At 64.0% G+C, this 16,120-nt stretch carries 12 protein-coding genes; all 12 read right to left on the bottom strand.

Going from position 1 to position 16,120, the window contains the following annotated elements:
- Positions 1-95: 95 nt before the first annotated feature.
- Entirely contained in the window at positions 96-791 is a 696-nt protein-coding gene (locus tag X742_RS168515) for a TIGR02453 family protein (RefSeq protein WP_023769674.1), read from the bottom strand.
- The gene (gene ligA / locus X742_RS168520) at positions 788-2,992 is read right to left on the bottom strand and encodes an NAD-dependent DNA ligase LigA (RefSeq protein WP_023769673.1); all 2,205 of its coding nucleotides are present in this window, start codon (positions 2,990-2,992) and stop codon (positions 788-790) included. The genes X742_RS168515 and ligA overlap by 4 nt, the downstream gene beginning before the upstream one ends.
- A gap of 206 nt (positions 2,993-3,198) precedes the next feature.
- Complete coding sequence (gene recN, locus X742_RS168525) at positions 3,199-4,872, bottom strand: DNA repair protein RecN (RefSeq protein WP_023769672.1); 1,674 nt, start codon at positions 4,870-4,872, stop codon at positions 3,199-3,201.
- Positions 4,873-5,057: 185 nt separating this feature from the next.
- Complete coding sequence (locus X742_RS168530; RefSeq protein ID WP_023769671.1) at positions 5,058-5,927, bottom strand: outer membrane protein assembly factor BamD; 870 nt, start codon at positions 5,925-5,927, stop codon at positions 5,058-5,060.
- 260 nt (positions 5,928-6,187) lie between these two features.
- Positions 6,188-7,138 (bottom strand): UDP-3-O-acyl-N-acetylglucosamine deacetylase, encoded by a 951-nt coding sequence (gene lpxC, locus X742_RS168535; RefSeq protein ID WP_023769670.1) that lies wholly within the window; start codon positions 7,136-7,138, stop codon positions 6,188-6,190.
- Positions 7,139-7,419: 281 nt separating this feature from the next.
- Positions 7,420-9,105 (bottom strand): cell division protein FtsZ, encoded by a 1,686-nt coding sequence (ftsZ, locus tag X742_RS168540; protein ID WP_015317216.1) that lies wholly within the window; start codon positions 9,103-9,105, stop codon positions 7,420-7,422.
- Between the two features lie 66 nt (positions 9,106-9,171).
- The gene (gene ftsA, locus X742_RS168545) at positions 9,172-10,479 is read right to left on the bottom strand and encodes a cell division protein FtsA (RefSeq protein ID WP_023769669.1); all 1,308 of its coding nucleotides are present in this window, start codon (positions 10,477-10,479) and stop codon (positions 9,172-9,174) included.
- The gene (locus X742_RS168550) at positions 10,476-11,417 is read right to left on the bottom strand and encodes a cell division protein FtsQ/DivIB (RefSeq protein WP_023769668.1); all 942 of its coding nucleotides are present in this window, start codon (positions 11,415-11,417) and stop codon (positions 10,476-10,478) included. The genes ftsA and X742_RS168550 overlap by 4 nt, the downstream gene beginning before the upstream one ends.
- Positions 11,405-12,331 (bottom strand): D-alanine--D-alanine ligase, encoded by a 927-nt coding sequence (locus X742_RS168555; RefSeq protein ID WP_023769667.1) that lies wholly within the window; start codon positions 12,329-12,331, stop codon positions 11,405-11,407. The genes X742_RS168550 and X742_RS168555 overlap by 13 nt, the downstream gene beginning before the upstream one ends.
- A 301-nt stretch (positions 12,332-12,632) precedes the next feature.
- Entirely contained in the window at positions 12,633-13,598 is a 966-nt protein-coding gene (gene murB / locus X742_RS168560) for a UDP-N-acetylmuramate dehydrogenase (RefSeq protein ID WP_031240726.1), read from the bottom strand.
- Positions 13,595-14,995: a UDP-N-acetylmuramate--L-alanine ligase gene (gene murC / locus X742_RS168565; protein ID WP_023769665.1), complete on the bottom strand. Its 1,401-nt coding sequence runs from the start codon at positions 14,993-14,995 to the stop codon at positions 13,595-13,597. Before murC ends, murB begins: the two co-directional genes overlap by 4 nt.
- Entirely contained in the window at positions 14,992-16,119 is a 1,128-nt protein-coding gene (gene murG / locus X742_RS168570) for an undecaprenyldiphospho-muramoylpentapeptide beta-N-acetylglucosaminyltransferase (protein WP_023769664.1), read from the bottom strand. Before murG ends, murC begins: the two co-directional genes overlap by 4 nt.
- Position 16,120 lies beyond the last annotated feature (1 nt).

The raw sequence follows: 16,120 nt of genomic DNA, 5'->3' as shown, positions 1-16,120 counted from the left end.
AGGGCTGATTTAGGAAGCACTGCCCTGGTTGTCACACGAATTCGCTTGAGCCAAACGATCAGCGGAAATGATCGTCGCGACCGTCGCGTGGGAACTCAGTCCCTCGCTCCCGTGCCCTCGACCGCCCTGCCCCAGTCGAGCAGCGGCTTGGCGCGCATGGTGAAGTCGAGGAGTTCCTCGACCAATTCCGGCCCGTGGATACCAGCTGGATCGATCGGGTGACGGACGGCGAAATGCCGGTTGCGAATGGCGCCGGCGAGGTCTTTGTCAGAGACGTGTTCGAAGCCGCGCGGCGTGCGTTTCATGCCGCCTTCGGCATCGAGTTCGAGGCCATTTTTGTTCAACGCCTTCACCATGGCGCGAAACCGCTCGGGCCATGTCTCGATGGCCCGACGCATCGACAACAGGAGCGCGGCCTCCGGCTGCCACCAGGCGACGCCGGCGTAGCATCCCTCCAGCCCGATATGGACATAGAAGACACCCTGCACCGCCTTGCTGCCGTCCGGCGACAGGATCGCCGAGACATGCCTGTTGTAAGGCCGCTTGTCCTTGGCGAAGCGCACGTCGCGATTGATGCGAAACAACGACTTCTTGCGATCGCCGCGCAGGCCGAGGCCGGCTTCCGCAAATCGCCGCGCAAGCGTCTCGACGAGATCGCCCAGTGGATCGCGCAATTCCTTTTCGAACAGCTCGCGGTTCTCCAGAAACCACTCGCGACTCTGGTGGAAATCGAGCGCTTTCAGGAACGGAATGGCCTTGGGGCCGAACCCTTTGAACGCTTCGCCCGTCACGACTTGCCTACCCGCTGCAGCCAGGTGTCCTCGTCGATGACCTCGACGCCGAGTTCGCTGGCAAGCTTGAGCTTGGAGCCCGCACCCGGTCCCGCGACCAGCAGATCGGTCTTGGCCGAAACCGAGCCGGCCACCTTGGCGCCGAGACGTTCGGCCATCGCCTTGGCTTCGGAACGGGTCATCTTTTCCAGCGAACCGGTGAAGACGATCGTCTTGCCGGCGACCTCGCTGTCGGCCGAAACGGTGACGATATAGGGCTTCGGCTTGACCTGCTCCAACAACTTCTCGAGCACCTCGTCATTGCGCTCATTGCCGAAGAAATCGCGCAGCGCATCGATCACCGTATCGCCAATGCCATTGATCGATGGGAAGACGGCATGTGGATCCTCCGCCGCGGCCGTCTCCTTGCCGACTCGGATCAGCTCCTCGATGGTCGAGAATGTTCGCGCAAGCACGGCTGCCGTCGTCTCGCCTATATGGCGGATGCCGAGCGCGAAGATGAAGCGGTCGAGCTCCGGCTCGCGGCGCGAATCGATGGCCGCGAACAATTTGTCGAGGCCTTCGTAATTGCGGTCCTCGACGCTGCGCACATTCTTGCGGGTCTTGCCGGATGCGGCCTCGCGCTGCCTAGCCTGCTCCTCGCGCCGCTCGGCCAGCGCCTTGGTCACGGCCGGGCGGCGCTCCCTGAGCGTGAAGATGTCGGCGGCTGTCTTGATCAAACCCGCATTGAAAAACAGGTCGATGTTCTCCGCGCCCAGGCCTTCGATATCCAGGGCGCCGCGCGACACGAAGTGGCGCAGCCCCTCCACGGCCTGCGCCGGGCAGATCAGTTCGCCGGTGCAGCGGCGGCGCGAATCCTCCTTGCCGGTCTTCTCGTTGATCTCGCGCGTCGCCGGCGAGCCGCAGATCGGGCAAGAGTGCGGGAATTCGTACGGCACGGCATCGGGCGGACGCTTGTCGATGACGACGCTGACGATCTGCGGGATGACATCGCCTGCCCGCTGGATCACCACCGTGTCGCCGATGCGCACGTCGATGCCGTCGCGGATCGGCTGCCCTGTACTGTCCAGGCCCTTGATATAATCCTCATTGTGCAGCGTGACGTTCTCCACCACCACGCCGCCGACCGTCACCGGGGCGAGCCGCGCGACCGGCGCCAGCGTGCCCGTCCGGCCGACCTGGATGTCGATCCTGTGCACGGTCGTCATCGCCTGTTCGGCCGGGAATTTGTGGGCAATGGCCCAGCGTGGTTCACCGGTGACGAAACCCCAGCGGCGCTGCAGCTCCAACTGGTCGACCTTGTAGACGACGCCGTCTATGTCATAGCCGAGCGACGAGCGCTGCTCCTCGATCAGGTGATAATGCGCGACCAATTCCTCGACCGATTTCGCCCGCACCAGCAGCGGACTGATCTTGAAGCCCCAATCGGCGAATTTCTGCACTGATTCGTACTGCGTTGGTGCCGGATCCGCTGTCGTGTAACCCCAGGCATAGGCAAAGAATTTGAGGTTGCGGCTGGCGGTTACGGATGGATCCTTCTGGCGCAGCGACCCGGCCGCCGTGTTGCGCGGATTGACGTAATCCTGGCCGCCGACAGCCGCCGAGCGCGCCTTGAGCGCCTCGAATTCGGCATAGGTCATATAGACCTCGCCACGGATCTCGATGGTCTCCGGCCAGCCTGAGCCCTTCAGCTTAGCGGGAATGTCGGCGATGGTCCTGAGGTTGGCGGTGATGTCCTCGCCGACAGCGCCGTCGCCGCGCGTCGCGCCTTGCACGAACACGCCCTTTTCGTAACGCAGCGAAGCCGACAGCCCGTCGATCTTCGGCTCGGCGGTGAAGGCAATGTCGAGGTCTTTGTCGCGGTCGAAGAAGCGCCGGCCGCGCTCGATGAAATCGGTGACGTCGGCGTCGGTATAGGCCTTGGCGAGGCTGAGCATCGGCACGGCATGGCGCACCTTGGTGAAGCCTTCCGCCGGGGCGGCACCCACCCTGAGCGAGGGCGAATCCTCGCGCACCAGCCCGGGAAAGCGCTCCTCGATAGCAAGATTGCGCCGCCGCAGCGCGTCATACTCCGCGTCCGTGATCGTGGGCGCGTCCTCGGCATGGTAGCGCCGGTCATGACCGGCGATCTCCTCGGCAAGGCGCTGGAGTTCCGCTTCAGCCTCGCTTTCGCTGAGCGAATCGACAGGTTTTTCAGCCATGCTTTTTGTCCCTGAACGGTGGCGCGTCACAATAGAGCATGATCTTGAAAGGTGGGAGCCGGTTTTCGGAAAAGATCATTCCTGAACAGCAGGATGGAGCCATATCCTGACTCGCCCCATGACACCTGATCGTCTCATGACACCTGATCGTCTCATGACACCTGATCGTCTCATGACGCCTGATCGTCTCATGACGCCGGATCGTCTCACGCCGCGTTTGTATTCTCGCGCAACAACCGCTCGGCGGCGGCGCGCGCCTCGTCGGTGATCGTGGCGCCGGCCAGCATGCGGGCGATCTCCTCCTGCCGCGCAGTCCTGTCCATCTCGGCAATTCCGGTCGCGACACGGTCGGTGCTGCCCGATTTGGAGATCAGGAAATGTGTTGCCGCGCGCGCCGCCACTTGCGGCGCATGGGTGACGGAAAGCACCTGGACGCGCTTCGACAGCCGCGCCAGCCGCTGGCCGATGGCGTCGGCCACGGCGCCGCCCACCCCGGTGTCGATTTCGTCGAAAACCAGTGTCGGCGCCGAACCACGGTCGGCCAGCGCCACCTTTAACGCCAGGAGAAAGCGCGAAAGCTCGCCGCCGGAGGCAACCTTCATCATCGGCCCGGGCCGCGTGCCAGGATTGGTGCGCACCCAGAACTCGATCTGGTCGATGCCCTCTTCCATGCGCGCCTCGGCCTCGCTCTTCATCTCGACGATGAAGGCCGCGCGTTCGAGCTTCAGCGCCGGCAGTTCGGCCATGACCGCCTTGGTCAGACCGACCGCCGCGGCATGGCGAAGCGAGGATAGCTGTGCGGCGGCGATATCATAGGCTTCGCGCGCGGCGGCTGCCTGCTTTTCCAAGCCGTGCAGGCGTTCTTCGCCGGCATCGAGATCGGCGAGATCGGCAACCATCGTATCGCGCAGCTGCGCCAGGTCGTCAACGGCGACGCTGTGCTTGCGTGACGCCGCCCGCAGTGAAAACAGTCGTTCCTCGGCTTTCTCCAGCCGCTGTGGATCATACTCCGTGGCACGAAGCGCGGCCTCGACGCCCGACTGCGCCGCGTCGAGCGACAGCATGGCTTCGTCCAGCGATTTCACCACGTCCTCGAGCACGCCGGGCGCTTCCGACGCCTTGCGCTGCAGCCGTCTCAGCAGGCTGGCCAGTTGCGGCAAGGGCGAGGACGGGCCGGATAGCACATCCTGGGCGTCGTGAATTTCGGAAGCGATCTTCTCGGCGCGCATCATGTGGGCACGCAGCTCGGCAAGTTCGGTTTCCTCGCCCGGCTGCGGATCGAGCTTGGTCAGTTCGGCAACCGCGGCGCGCAGATAGTCCGCCTCGCGCGCGGCGGCTTCCACCTTGGCGCGATGGCGCGTCAGCTCCTGCTGGGCGGCGCGCCAGTGCCGCCATGCCTCGCCGGTCGAGCGGACGGCGCCGAGATGGCCGCCGAAAGCATCGAGCACATCGCGATGCGCCCCGGGATCGACCAAGGCGCGTTCGTCATGCTGGCCGTGGATCTCGACCAGCGCGCGGCCGACATCGCGCATCAACGTCACGCTGGACGGCTGGTCGTTGACGAACACACGGGTCCGGCCGTCCGCCGTTTGCACGCGCCGCAGGATGACGTCGCCATCGTCCTCGATCGCGTTTTCGGCAAGCAGCGCGCGCACCGGATGGTTGCGCGGAACATCGAACACGGCAATGACCTGGCCCTGGGACGCGCCGTGACGCACCAGCGAGGCATCGCCACGCGCGCCGAGCGCCAGCGACAGGGCATCGAGCAGGATGGACTTGCCGGCGCCGGTTTCGCCGGTCAGCACGGAAAGACCCGGCTGGAAGTCGATGTCCAGCTTTTCGATCAGGACGATATCGCGGATCGACAGTCTGGAAAGCATGAGAAACCGGACCTATTGCATGCCGCCCAAAAGTGGACCCGCTCCGGGATAACGACAGGCACGAAAACAAAAAGATAGAGGCGGCACCCGACAGTTGGAGTCGCAGCGCCGCACTATCTTTTTGTTTGAGCTTCGGATCAATCCGAAAAAGCGCGCTGTGCGCGCTTCGCTCGGAGGCTCTGCGGTTAGGCGCCGGTGATCAGCTTCCCGGCCTTGGATATCCACGACCCGGCATTTTCGCGCGGCGCCAGCCCGTTGCTCTGCAGCAGCTTGTAGGAATCCTTGTACCACGAACTGTCGGGATAGTTGGTACCGAGCACCGCGGCCGCCGTCTGGGCCTCCGAGGTCAAGCCCAACGCGTAATAGCTTTCGGTGAGGCGCGCGAGCGCTTCCTCTACGTGGCGGGTGTTGGAATAGCTTTCGACCACGGTGCGGAAGCGTTTGACGGCGGCGATGTACTCGCGGCGCTCCAGATAATAGCGGCCGATCTGCATTTCCTTGCCGGCGAGCTGGTCGTTGGCGAAGCGGATCTTTTCCTTGGCATCGTCGACATACTCCGACGTCGGCCAGCGTGTCACCAGGTCCTGCATCGTCTGCAGGGTCTGGCGTGCTTCCTTCTGGTCCTGCGTCACATCCTTGATCTGGCGATAGTAGCTGAGACCAATGATGTACTGGGCATAGGCCGCGTCATCCGTTGACGGATAGAGAGCCAGGTACCGCTTCGCCGACTGGATCGCGTCGTCGTAGCTGCCCTTTCGATAGTCGGCGAACGCGCCCATCACCATCGATTTGCGGGCCCATTCCGAATAGGGGTGCTGGCGGTCGACCGCGTCGAATTTCTTGCTTGCCTCGTCCAGGCGGCCGGCGTTCAGATTGGCCAGGCCCTGATTGTAGAGAACGTCGGCCGGTTCGGTCTGATCGACATAGGTCGACAGATCGATGTCTTTTTCCGACGACATGCAAGCCGCCAGAAAGAGCGATGGAACAACCACCGAAAGCGCCAGGAAGACAGACCGCTGCGGCGCTTTCGATTGACCGAATCGCTTGAAGAACATGATTGGATTGCGCCCTTTCGGCGTTATTTTAATGCTCGTTGCATGCAGTTGTCCCAAAACTGGTCCCCACTTTTGAGCGACATGCACTAATCAACGGCAGCAGCCATAAACCATAACCGCCTTGCCCGGCAACGCTATGTCCAGCCAATCGCGCATTTTTGTGGCGGCGGACCGCGGCTCGAAAATCTACGCAATTTCGCCGGTGGATGATGCATTCATGCAACACCCACATCCATAAAATCCAAAAAAAATTAAGAAAATCAGATCATCCAGGGCGCATAGAGAGGCGCATTGACGGCGTTCATCTCGGCGGCCCGGCCACGCTCGCGGCGTGTCGTCTCGACGATCTCGAAGGCGGTGCGGTCCGACAGCAGGCGCCGCAGCGCCGCGGCGTTCAGCCGATGGCCGCCGCGATAGGAGCGGAAACATCCGATGAATCGCGCGCCGGCCAGCGCCAGGTCGCCCATCGCGTCGAGCGTCTTGTGGCGCACGAATTCGTTGGGATAGCGCAGGCCGCCCATGTTGATGACGCGGTTGTCGTCACCGATCACCAGGGAATTTTCCAGCGAGGATCCCAGAGCATAGCCGGCGGCCCACAGCCGCTCGACGTCCTTCATGAAGCCGAAGGTGCGGGCCCGCGCGATGTCGCGGCGGAAAATATCGGCATTGATATCGGATGCGAAGAACTGACGGCCGATCGCCGGGCTTTCGAAATCGATTTCGACCTCGAAACGGGTACCGTCATAGGGCCTGAACTCGGCCCAGGAGGCGCCATTCTCGATGCGGACCGGCTTGACCACCCTGATATAGCGCCGCTTGACGGCCAGCGTCTCGATGCCGGCCTGGTCGATGGCTTCGACGAACGCCATGGCGCTGCCGTCGAGGATTGGGACCTCGTGGCCGTCGATCTCGATGATGACGTTGTCTATGCCGAGTCCTAACAGGGCGGCCATGATGTGCTCGACCGTGGCGATATGCTCGCCCGAAGGATCGCCAAGCATGGTGCAAAGGTCGGTGGCGCCGATCTCGGAAAACAGGGCGCGGAACTCACGGCCCCGCCCTTCTCCTTTCAGGAGCTGGAACGCGATGCCGGTATCGGCATCCGCGGGCAGGAAACTGATGGAAACTTCTTTGCCGCTGTGGACGCCGGTGCCTGTAAGCGACGCGCGCGTCTTCACTGTCGTCTGATGGTCGTGCAAGACAATCCCCATGAGCCCGTAATGCCTAGGTCCGCTTCTCCAGCCCGAGGGCGCGGCTCTTGTTAAATCGGCAAGCAGGGCGACTTCCCCCGAAATCCTGGCAAACCGACTATGGTAGGCAGCGAAGATAATGTCCCGGCAGGGAGACTCCAAATCACGGTTTCTTACTCTTTGTAACCGCGAACTGGAACACGTACGACGTCATAATGCATTGATTATACGCTATTTTTAAACGTTAACAGGCACGCAATTTCTTGCTTGCCTGTTAACGTTTGTTACAGTCCGTTAACCGCTCAGTTGGCCTGGCGGCGCAGGAACGCTGGAATCTCGAGCTGGTCGTCGTCCTGAGTCGCCCTGGTCTGCGGCGTCAGGCGGCCCTGATCGTCCAGCTGGCCGCGCCGCGGCGCGTAAAGCTGGGCGTCCTGGCTGGCGAGGCGGCGCACTTCCGGTGCGGCTTGGCGCAGCTTGGGCTCGCGCGGCTGCGCCGGCTGCAGCCGTGCAGGCTCCTCCTCGCGGCGGGTCAGGCCGTTGGTCAGGCGCTTCAGGAGGCCCATCGGGCCGCTGTTTTCGTGGTCGGCCGGACGGCTCTTGGCGTCGACCTCGGCCTTGACGACCGGCGGAAAGTCCTCGACGCGCGGCATGCGCTGCGGTGCCATCGCCACCGGCTGCTGGACCTCACGCAGCATTTCGCGCGGCTGCGGAGCCGGCTGCATCATCTGTTGGACGACCGGCTGCACCATCGGCTGCGGCTGTGCGGGCGGTGCCTGGAAGATCTTGCTCTGCGGGCGGAAATCGTCCGCATGGGCGACAGGAGCCGGACGAGCCTGAGCCATGGCCGCGGCATTGGCTTCGGCCAACTGGATGGCTTCGGCAACCGGATCGGCGGCGCGTGGCTCATACACCGTCTGCTGGACCGGCGCCGGGCGGCTTTCCACCGGGGCGACGGCCGGCCGGGCAGCCTGCTTCGGCGGCGCGGTACGGATCGAGATCGGCGCGGCGGCTATTTCGGCCGCCGACTTGTCGATGCCGGTGGCGACCACCGAGACCCGGATGACGCCTTCGAGCTCCTCGTCGAAAGTGGCGCCCAGGATGATGTTGGCGTCCTGGTCGACTTCCTCGCGGATGCGGGTCGCCGCTTCGTCGACTTCGAACAGGGTCAGGTCGCGGCCGCCGGTGATCGAGATCAGCAGGCCCTTGGCGCCCTTCATCGAGGTCTCATCGAGCAGCGGGTTGGCGATCGCGGCTTCCGCCGCCGCCATCGCGCGGCCCTCGCCCGAAGCCTCGCCGGTGCCCATCATCGCCTTGCCCATCTCGCGCATCACCGAACGCACGTCGGCGAAGTCGAGGTTGATCAGGCCTTCCTTGACCATCAGGTCGGTAATGCAGGCCACACCGGAGTAGAGCACCTGGTCGGCCATCGCGAAGGCGTCGGCGAAGGTGGTCTTGTCATTGGCCAGCCGGAACAGGTTCTGGTTGGGGATGACGATCAAGGTGTCGACGCATTTCTGCAGCTCCTCGATGCCGAAATCGGCCGTCTTCATGCGGCGCTGGCCTTCGAAGTGGAACGGCTTGGTGACGACGCCGACGGTGAGAATGCCCTTCTCGCGCGCTGCACGGGCAACAACCGGAGCAGCACCCGTGCCGGTGCCGCCGCCCATGCCGGCGGTGACGAAGCACATATGGGTGTTGGTGAGATGGTCGAGGATCTCGTCGATGCACTCTTCCGCCGCCGCGCGGCCGACTTCCGGCTGCGATCCGGCACCGAGCCCCTCGGTGACATGCGCGCCAAGCTGGATCAGCCGAGAGGCCTTCGACATGGTCAGCGCCTGCGCGTCGGTGTTGGCCACGACGAACTCGACACCGCGCAGTCCGGCGGTGATCATGTTGTTCACGGCATTGCCGCCGCCGCCGCCCACACCGAACACGGTGATGCGCGGCTTAAGCTCGGTGATGTCCGGCTTCTGCAGATTGATGGTCATTGTCTCCGTCCTTTGCCTTTCACGCCGCTTCGCCGCCGCGGCCGCCTATGGGGCTGTCCCCGTCAATTAGAAACTGTCTCTCAACCACTGACTCATGCGATGCAGTTTTCCACCCGTTCCGGTCATTCTGAGACCGGAAATGCCTTTCGCCGGATGGCTCTCGAAGCTCGCCATCTGCGGATAGATCAGAAGCCCGACCGCGGCCGAGAAAGCAGGGCCTTTCGCCGCTTCGGGCAGGCCCGCCACGCCGAGCGGGCGACCGATGCGTACATTGCGCCCCAGGATGCGGCGCGCCGCTTCCGGCAGGCCGGCCAGCTGGCTGGCGCCGCCGGTGAGCACGACGCGCTTGCCGACCGCATTGCCATAACCGGACTTGTTCAACCGGTCGCGCAGGAGTTCGAGCGTCTCGTCGATCCGGGCGCGCACGATGCGCGTCATCACCGAACGCGGGATCTGCAGCGGCACGTCGCCATCGTCGCCGATCGGCTGGATCGAGACCAGGTCGCGGTCGTCGGCGCTGCCCGGCAATGCCGAGCCGTGCATCACCTTCAGCCGCTCGGCGGCGTCGAGCGAGGTCGAAAGTCCCTTGGCCATGTCGAGCGTGACATGGTTGCCGCCGATTGCGATGGCGTCGCCATGGACGAACTTGCCTTCCGAAAACACCGAGATCGTCGTCGTGCCGCCGCCCATGTCGATGCAGGCGGCTCCGAGTTCCAGCTCGTCGTCGACCAGTGCCGCCAGCCCGCTGGCATAGGGCGTCGCCACCATGCGCTCGACCGACAAATGCGAGCGGTTGATGGAGAGCTCCAGATTGCGCATCGGCGCCGCATCGCCTGTCAACACATGCATGTCGACGCCAAGCGTGTCGCCCACCATGCCACGCGGATCGCGCACGCCACGCTCGGCATCGAGCGAGAAGCCGACGGGCAGCGAATGGACCACCTCGCGCTCGGCCTTGAGCGCCTGCTTGGCACCGGCGCCGAGCACGCGCTTGACGTCGGCTTCGTCCGCCTCGTGGCCGCCAAGATTGATGGTCGCTGAGAAGCTTTCGCTCTTCAGCCGGCCGGCGGTCATGTTGACGATCAGCGAATCGACCGTCAGCCCGGCCATCCGTTCGGCGGCGTCGACGGAGAGGCGAATGGCATGCTCGGCACGGTCGAGATCGACGATGACGCCGGACTTCACGCCTTGCGATTTCTGGTGGCCGATGCCGATGACCTGGATGCGATGCGAGCGGCCGCGCAGGAGCTTGCCGTCATCGTTCGGCTTGAGCTTGGCCACCATGCAGCAGACCTTGTTCGAGCCGACGTCCAGCACCGTCAGGGTGCCCGACCGGCGCGACGAGGCATCGCCAGAACCGCCAAGCCAGTTCATATCTTCGTCTCCGGCTTGCGCTTGAGGGTTTTCGGCTTCTCGTTGAGCGCGGCTTCGCGCTGCGTCGCCGCCTGCGGCGTCAGCTCCACGACCAGCCGGTCTGTCAGGCGCATGTCGACGGCGGCGATGTCGCGCGACAACAGCCCCTTGTCATGGTCCATCTTGACGAGTTCGGCGAGCGCCTGATCCTCGTCGTCCTCGGGCAACTTGATGGTGATGCCGTTGTCCAGCTTCAGGTCCCAGCGCCGTTCGCCAACGCGGACATAGCCTTTGATGCGGGCGGCGAGGTCGGGATATCGTTCGATCCTGGCCAGGAAATCAGGCGCCTTGGCGGGCGCACCGGTGCCGATCAACAGCGGCAGGAGCACCTGCCTGCCGCCTGAGAACGGCACGATGACGGCGCCATCCTTCTCGATGACGGAGAGGTCGTTGCCCTGCTGCCAGAGCGCGAAAGCCGCACGCTCCTCGACCCGCACTTCCAGCGTGTGCGGATAGACCTTGCGCACCGAGGCAACTTGGATCCACGGCAGGGTCGCGATACGCTCCCGCGCGGCCTCGGCATCGAAGCCGATAAGCGACGTCCAGCCATCGAGTTCCAGCCTATCGAGAATGTCGATCTCCGAAGTCTGGCGGTTGCCGACCACCTTGACCTGGTCGACCGCGAAGCCGGTGCGGGCGGTGATGCTTTGAATGATCCCGTCGGCATGACCGCCGAGGTAGGCGCCATAGGCGCCACTCGAGGCCAGCAGCACCGATGACATGATCGCGGCGGAGAAGCGCGGCGCCTGGAATTCACCATCGCCCAGGCGCGTCAGGATGCGTACCGGGCGGCGAAGCACGCGCGGCAGAACGAAATGGTCCAACGACAATGGCAGGCCGAACAGCGACGGCCCGGCCGCGCCCCTCACCTTACCCTGTCCCCATTTCAACGCAGACACGAAGCGTCCTCCACCATCCAACTCAACAATTCACCAAACGAATGCCCGGCATGGGCGGCAATTTCAGGCACCAGAGACGTCGGCGTCATGCCCGGCTGAGTGTTGACCTCGAGCCATACAACCTCGCCATTTTCGGAGTGACGATCGTCATAACGGAAGTCCGACCGGGAAACGCCCCGACAGCCGACAGCTTGGTGAGCCTTGAGCGCCAGTGTCTGTATTTTTTGGTAAATATTCGGTGAAACTTTTGCGGGGCATTCGTGTTTTGATCCGCCCGCGACATATTTTGAATCATAGTCGTAGAAGGAATGGCCCGTCGGGATGATCTCGCAGACGCCAAGCGCCACATCGCCCATGACGGCGCAGGTCAGCTCGCGCCCATGGATGTAGCGCTCGACCATGACGGTATCGCCATATTTCCAGTCGGACGACCCGATCACCTGCGGCGGGTGCGATTGCCCCTCCGACACGATGACGACGCCAAAGCTCGACCCCTCGCTGACCGGCTTGACCACATAGGGCGGCTTCATCGGATGCTTGTTCTGGATGGAGAACCGGTTGGCGACCTTCGATTCGGCAACGGGGACGCCGACCGACTTGACGATCTTCTTCGCCTGTTCCTTGTTCATGGCAAGCGCCGAGGCCAGCACGCCGGAATGGCTGTAGGGAATGCCGAGATATTCGAGGATGCCCTGGATGGTACCGTCCTCGCCAAAAGGCCCGTGCAACGCATTGAAGGCGACGTCAGGCTTGAGCTCGGCAAGCACCGAGCCGACATCGCGCCCGACATCGACGCGGGTGACCTGGTAACCCTCCTGCTCCAGCGCATCGGCACAGGCCTTTCCGGAAGAAAGGGACACGGGCCGCTCGGACGAGAAACCTCCCAGCAATACGGCCACATGCTTGCTTTTCATTCCCCGTCATCCCCTCTCACCGCGGACCAAAAACCCAAGATTTCCGCTACATTGAGTCCGAGTCTCCCGGCAGGTTGCCCCCCAGACGGAAAACGCTGAAAACGCGTCGAACGACTCAAATCAGGAAACGCTTTAGGGCAGAGAATCAGAGAGTTGATTCACTGGCAAGCACTTATGATTCCGAGAGATTCACTTTCTGAGAAAATGGATCCGAAAGCCGTGTCGCTGAGTCTTTGCAGCAACTATTTCACGGCATTTCGATCCGGTTGAAGTTCACGCATCACGTGAACTTCAAGAGGCGCTAGAGAAGCTGGCCGAGGAACTCCTGGACGGCGTATCCGGAACGGAAATTGCCGATGCGCTTGATCTCCCACTGCAACCGGATGCCGGAATGCTCGAGCACCCGCGCACGCACCGTCTCGCCGAGGTATTCGAGGTCGTAGCCGGTCGCGGTTCCGGTGTTGATCATGAAGTTGCAATGCATCGGCGACATCTGCGCACCTCCGATCATCAGCCCGCGGCAACCCGCCTTGTCGATCTCCTTCCAGGCCGAAGTGCCTTCCGGATTCTTGAAGGTCGAGCCGCCCGTCTTCTCGCGGATCGGCTGCACGGTCTCGCGATGGTTCTGCACCGCTTCCATCGCCGCCTTGATCACCGCCCTGTCCTCGGCAAAGCCTTCGAAAACGGCCGAAGTGAAGATCAGCCCGGCGGGCGCCGCCGAATGGCGGTAGGCATAGCCCATCTCAGCATTGCTCAGCGTTTGGGCGTTGCCCGCGCGGTCGAGCGCCCGGACCTCGACGACGCGCTCGCGCGTCTCGACCCCGTTGGCGCCGGCATTCATCCTGAGCGCGCCGCCGATAGCGCCTGGAATGCCGTGATAGAAATGAAAGCCGCCAATGCCGGCCTCGAGCGCCACCGCCGCCATGCGCTTGTCTGGCGTGGCGGCACCTGCTTTGATCCTGATCGGGGAAACGATCTCGGCCTCGCCAAAGCCCTTGGCCGAAAGCCTGATGACGAAACCCAAAATGCCGCCGTCGCGGACCAGAAGGTTCGAGCCTACACCAACGATGGTCAAGGGTATCTCTTCGGGAACGGCTCTGAGGAAGGCCGACAGATCCTCCTCGTCCGCCGGCTGGAACAGCGCCTCGGCAAGGCCGCCAGCCCGGAACCAGGTGATCTTGTCCATCTCGGCATTCGGCGTGATGCGGCCGCGCAGGCCGGCCAGGCGGTCGCCAAGTCTGTCGATCAGGGCCTGGCCGTTCATCATGGGGCGGCAAGCTCCTTCGGCAGCGCATAGGCCCACTGAGTGATATTGCCGGCGCCGAGAAAGACGACGAAGTCGCCGGGCTTGGCGATGTCGCGGATGACGGGCGCGATGTCGGCCGGCCCCTCGATGTAGCGGGCGTCGCGATGGCCGCCGGCACGGATACGTGACACCAGCGCGTCCGATGTCACGCCGTCCATCGGCTCTTCGCCGGCGGCGTAGACCGGGGCGACCATCACCGTGTCGGCATCGTTGAAGCAGGCGGAGAACTCGTTGAACAGATCATGCAACCGGGTGAAGCGGTGCGGTTGGGCAATGGCGATGACACGCCCGTTGGTGGCGCTGCGCGCCGCCTTCAGCACCGCCGAGATTTCGACCGGGTGGTGGCCGTAATCGTCGAACACGTCGACACCGTTCCAAGAACCGGTGTGGGTGAAGCGGCGCTTGACGCCGGCGAAGGACGACAGGCCCTTCTTGATCGCCTCGGCCGACAGGCCGAGTTCGTGCGCGACCGCGATCGCGGCGGTCGCGTTGGAGACATTGTGGCGGCCGGGCATCGGCAAGCGCAGGCCCGATATCGCCGTCTGGCCGCGCCCCTTGCGGTCGCGGATGATCACGTCGAACTCCGAGGTCGCCCCCGCCATGCGATGGTTGGTGAAGCGCACATCGGCCTGCGCGTTCTCGCCATAGGTGATGACGCGCCGGTCCTCGATGCGCCCGACCAGCGCCTGCACTTCCGGATGATCGGTGCACATCACTCCGAAGCCATAGAAAGGCACGTTCTCGACGAACTGGCGGAACGCTTCGCGCACATTGTCGAAATTGCCATAATGATCGAGATGCTCGGGATCGATGTTGGTGACGACGGCGATGTCGGCCGGCAGCTTGAGGAAGGTGCCGTCGCTCTCGTCGGCTTCGACCACCATCCACTCGCCATCGCCCATCCGGGCGTTGGTGCCGTAGGCATTGATGATGCCGCCATTGATGACGGTCGGGTCGAGCCCGCCGGCCTCGAGCAGCGTCGCCACCATCGAGGTCGTCGTCGTCTTGCCGTGGGTGCCGCCGATCGCCACCGCCTGGCGGAAACGCATCAGTTCGGCCAGCATCTCCGCGCGGCGCACGATCGGCAACAGCTTTTCACGCGCCGCCTTCAGCTCCGGATTCGACTTCTTGATCGCCGTCGAGACGACGATGACCTCGGCTTCCCCGAGATTCTCCGCCTTGTGGCCGACGAAGCATTCGATGCCCTTGTCGCGCAGCCGCTGTACATTGGCGCTTTCGGCCTGGTCGGACCCTTGCACCTTGTAGCCGAGATTGTGCAGTACCTCGGCGATGCCGCTCATGCCGATGCCGCCAATGCCGATGAAATGCACGAGGCCGATGGTCTGCGGCATCTTCATGGGTGCGTCCCCTTCCTGAAATCCGATACTGTTTTGCGGGACGCAATAGCCTCTGTGAGGTCGGCGAGCAACCGCGCCGCGTCGGGCCTGCCCACCGACTTGGCCGCGGCAGCCATCGTCGCCAGCCGCTCCGGTTGGTCTATCAGGGCGCCGAGCAGTGCCGCGATGCGCTCGGGCGAAAGCGAGGATTGCACATGCACTTCGCCACCGCCGGCGGCCGCAAGCGCGGCTGCATTGGCCGCCTGGTCGTGGTCGAGCGCGAAGGGGTAGGGCACCAGCAACGCCGGCCGGCCGATGACGGCGATTTCCGACACGGTCGAGGCGCCGGAACGCGAGATTACAAGATGCGCGGCCGCTATGCGCGCCGCCATGTCGGTGAAGAACGGCGAGACCTCGACGGCGACACCGAGCGCGGCATAGGCCGCCTTCACCCGAGCCACGTCGTCCGCGCGAGCTTGTTGGGTCATGACAAGGCGCTGGCGCTGTGCATCGGAAAGCAGCGCGATTGCCCCCGGCATGGCATCGGAAAAGAATTGTGCGCCCTGGCTGCCGCCGAACACCAGCAGGCGGAAGGGCTCATTCCCGGTTGAAGCAGCGTAAGGCGTCCTGGCCGCTTCGAGCACAGCCGGGCGGACCGGATTGCCGGTCGTCACCGTCTTGGCGCCGGCCGCGCTTTCATCCTGCGGCAGGAAGCCGCCGGCGATCGCGTCGACACGGCCGGCCAGCGCCCGGTTGGCGCGCCCCATCACCGCGTTCTGCTCGTGAATCAGCGTCGGCACCTTGCGCCGCGTCGCCGCGTAGAGCGGCGGCAAGGTTGGATAGCCGCCAAAGCCGACCACGGCCTCCGGCTTGATCCTGCCGATGACGGCGGAGGCCTGACGCACGCCGCTCCAGATTTTCCAGAAGGCGCCGAGCAGGGCAAAGGGATTTTTCGAGCCTAACGTCGCCGACTGGATCGGATGGACGGCGGCCGCTGGAAAATGGGCGGCAAACCGTTCGGCCCGGGTGTCGGTCGCCAGATGCACCGCCCAGCCGCGCTCGAGGAGTTCATGCGCCAGGGCTTCGGCTGGAAACAGATGTCCGCCGGTTCCGCCCGCGGCGAGAAGGATAACGCCTCTGGCCATG

Origin of the sequence: Mesorhizobium sp. LNHC229A00 (assembly GCF_000502415.1) — a bacterium.
Lineage (GTDB): Bacteria > Pseudomonadota > Alphaproteobacteria > Rhizobiales > Rhizobiaceae > Mesorhizobium.
Note: the sequence above shows the minus strand (reverse complement) of the source record. Positions and strands in the feature narration are given on the sequence as shown.

Bases quoted from the DNA above. Each gene is read 5' to 3' on its own strand.
- ligA (WP_023769673.1), bottom strand. From the start codon at position 2,992: ATGGCTGAAAAACCTGTCGATTCGCTCAGCGAAAGCGAGGCTGAAGCG.
- recN (WP_023769672.1), bottom strand. From the start codon at position 4,872: ATGCTTTCCAGACTGTCGATCCGCGATATCGTCCTGATCGAAAAGCTG.
- X742_RS168530 (WP_023769671.1), bottom strand. From the start codon at position 5,927: ATGTTCTTCAAGCGATTCGGTCAATCGAAAGCGCCGCAGCGGTCTGTC.
- lpxC (WP_023769670.1), bottom strand. From the start codon at position 7,138: ATGGGGATTGTCTTGCACGACCATCAGACGACAGTGAAGACGCGCGCG.
- ftsZ (WP_015317216.1), bottom strand. From the start codon at position 9,105: ATGACCATCAATCTGCAGAAGCCGGACATCACCGAGCTTAAGCCGCGC.
- ftsA (WP_023769669.1), bottom strand. From the start codon at position 10,479: ATGAACTGGCTTGGCGGTTCTGGCGATGCCTCGTCGCGCCGGTCGGGC.
- X742_RS168555 (WP_023769667.1), bottom strand. From the start codon at position 12,331: ATGAAAAGCAAGCATGTGGCCGTATTGCTGGGAGGTTTCTCGTCCGAG.
- murB (WP_031240726.1), bottom strand. From the start codon at position 13,598: ATGATGAACGGCCAGGCCCTGATCGACAGACTTGGCGACCGCCTGGCC.
- murC (WP_023769665.1), bottom strand. From the start codon at position 14,995: ATGAAGATGCCGCAGACCATCGGCCTCGTGCATTTCATCGGCATTGGC.
- murG (WP_023769664.1), bottom strand. From the start codon at position 16,119: ATGGCCAGAGGCGTTATCCTTCTCGCCGCGGGCGGAACCGGCGGACAT.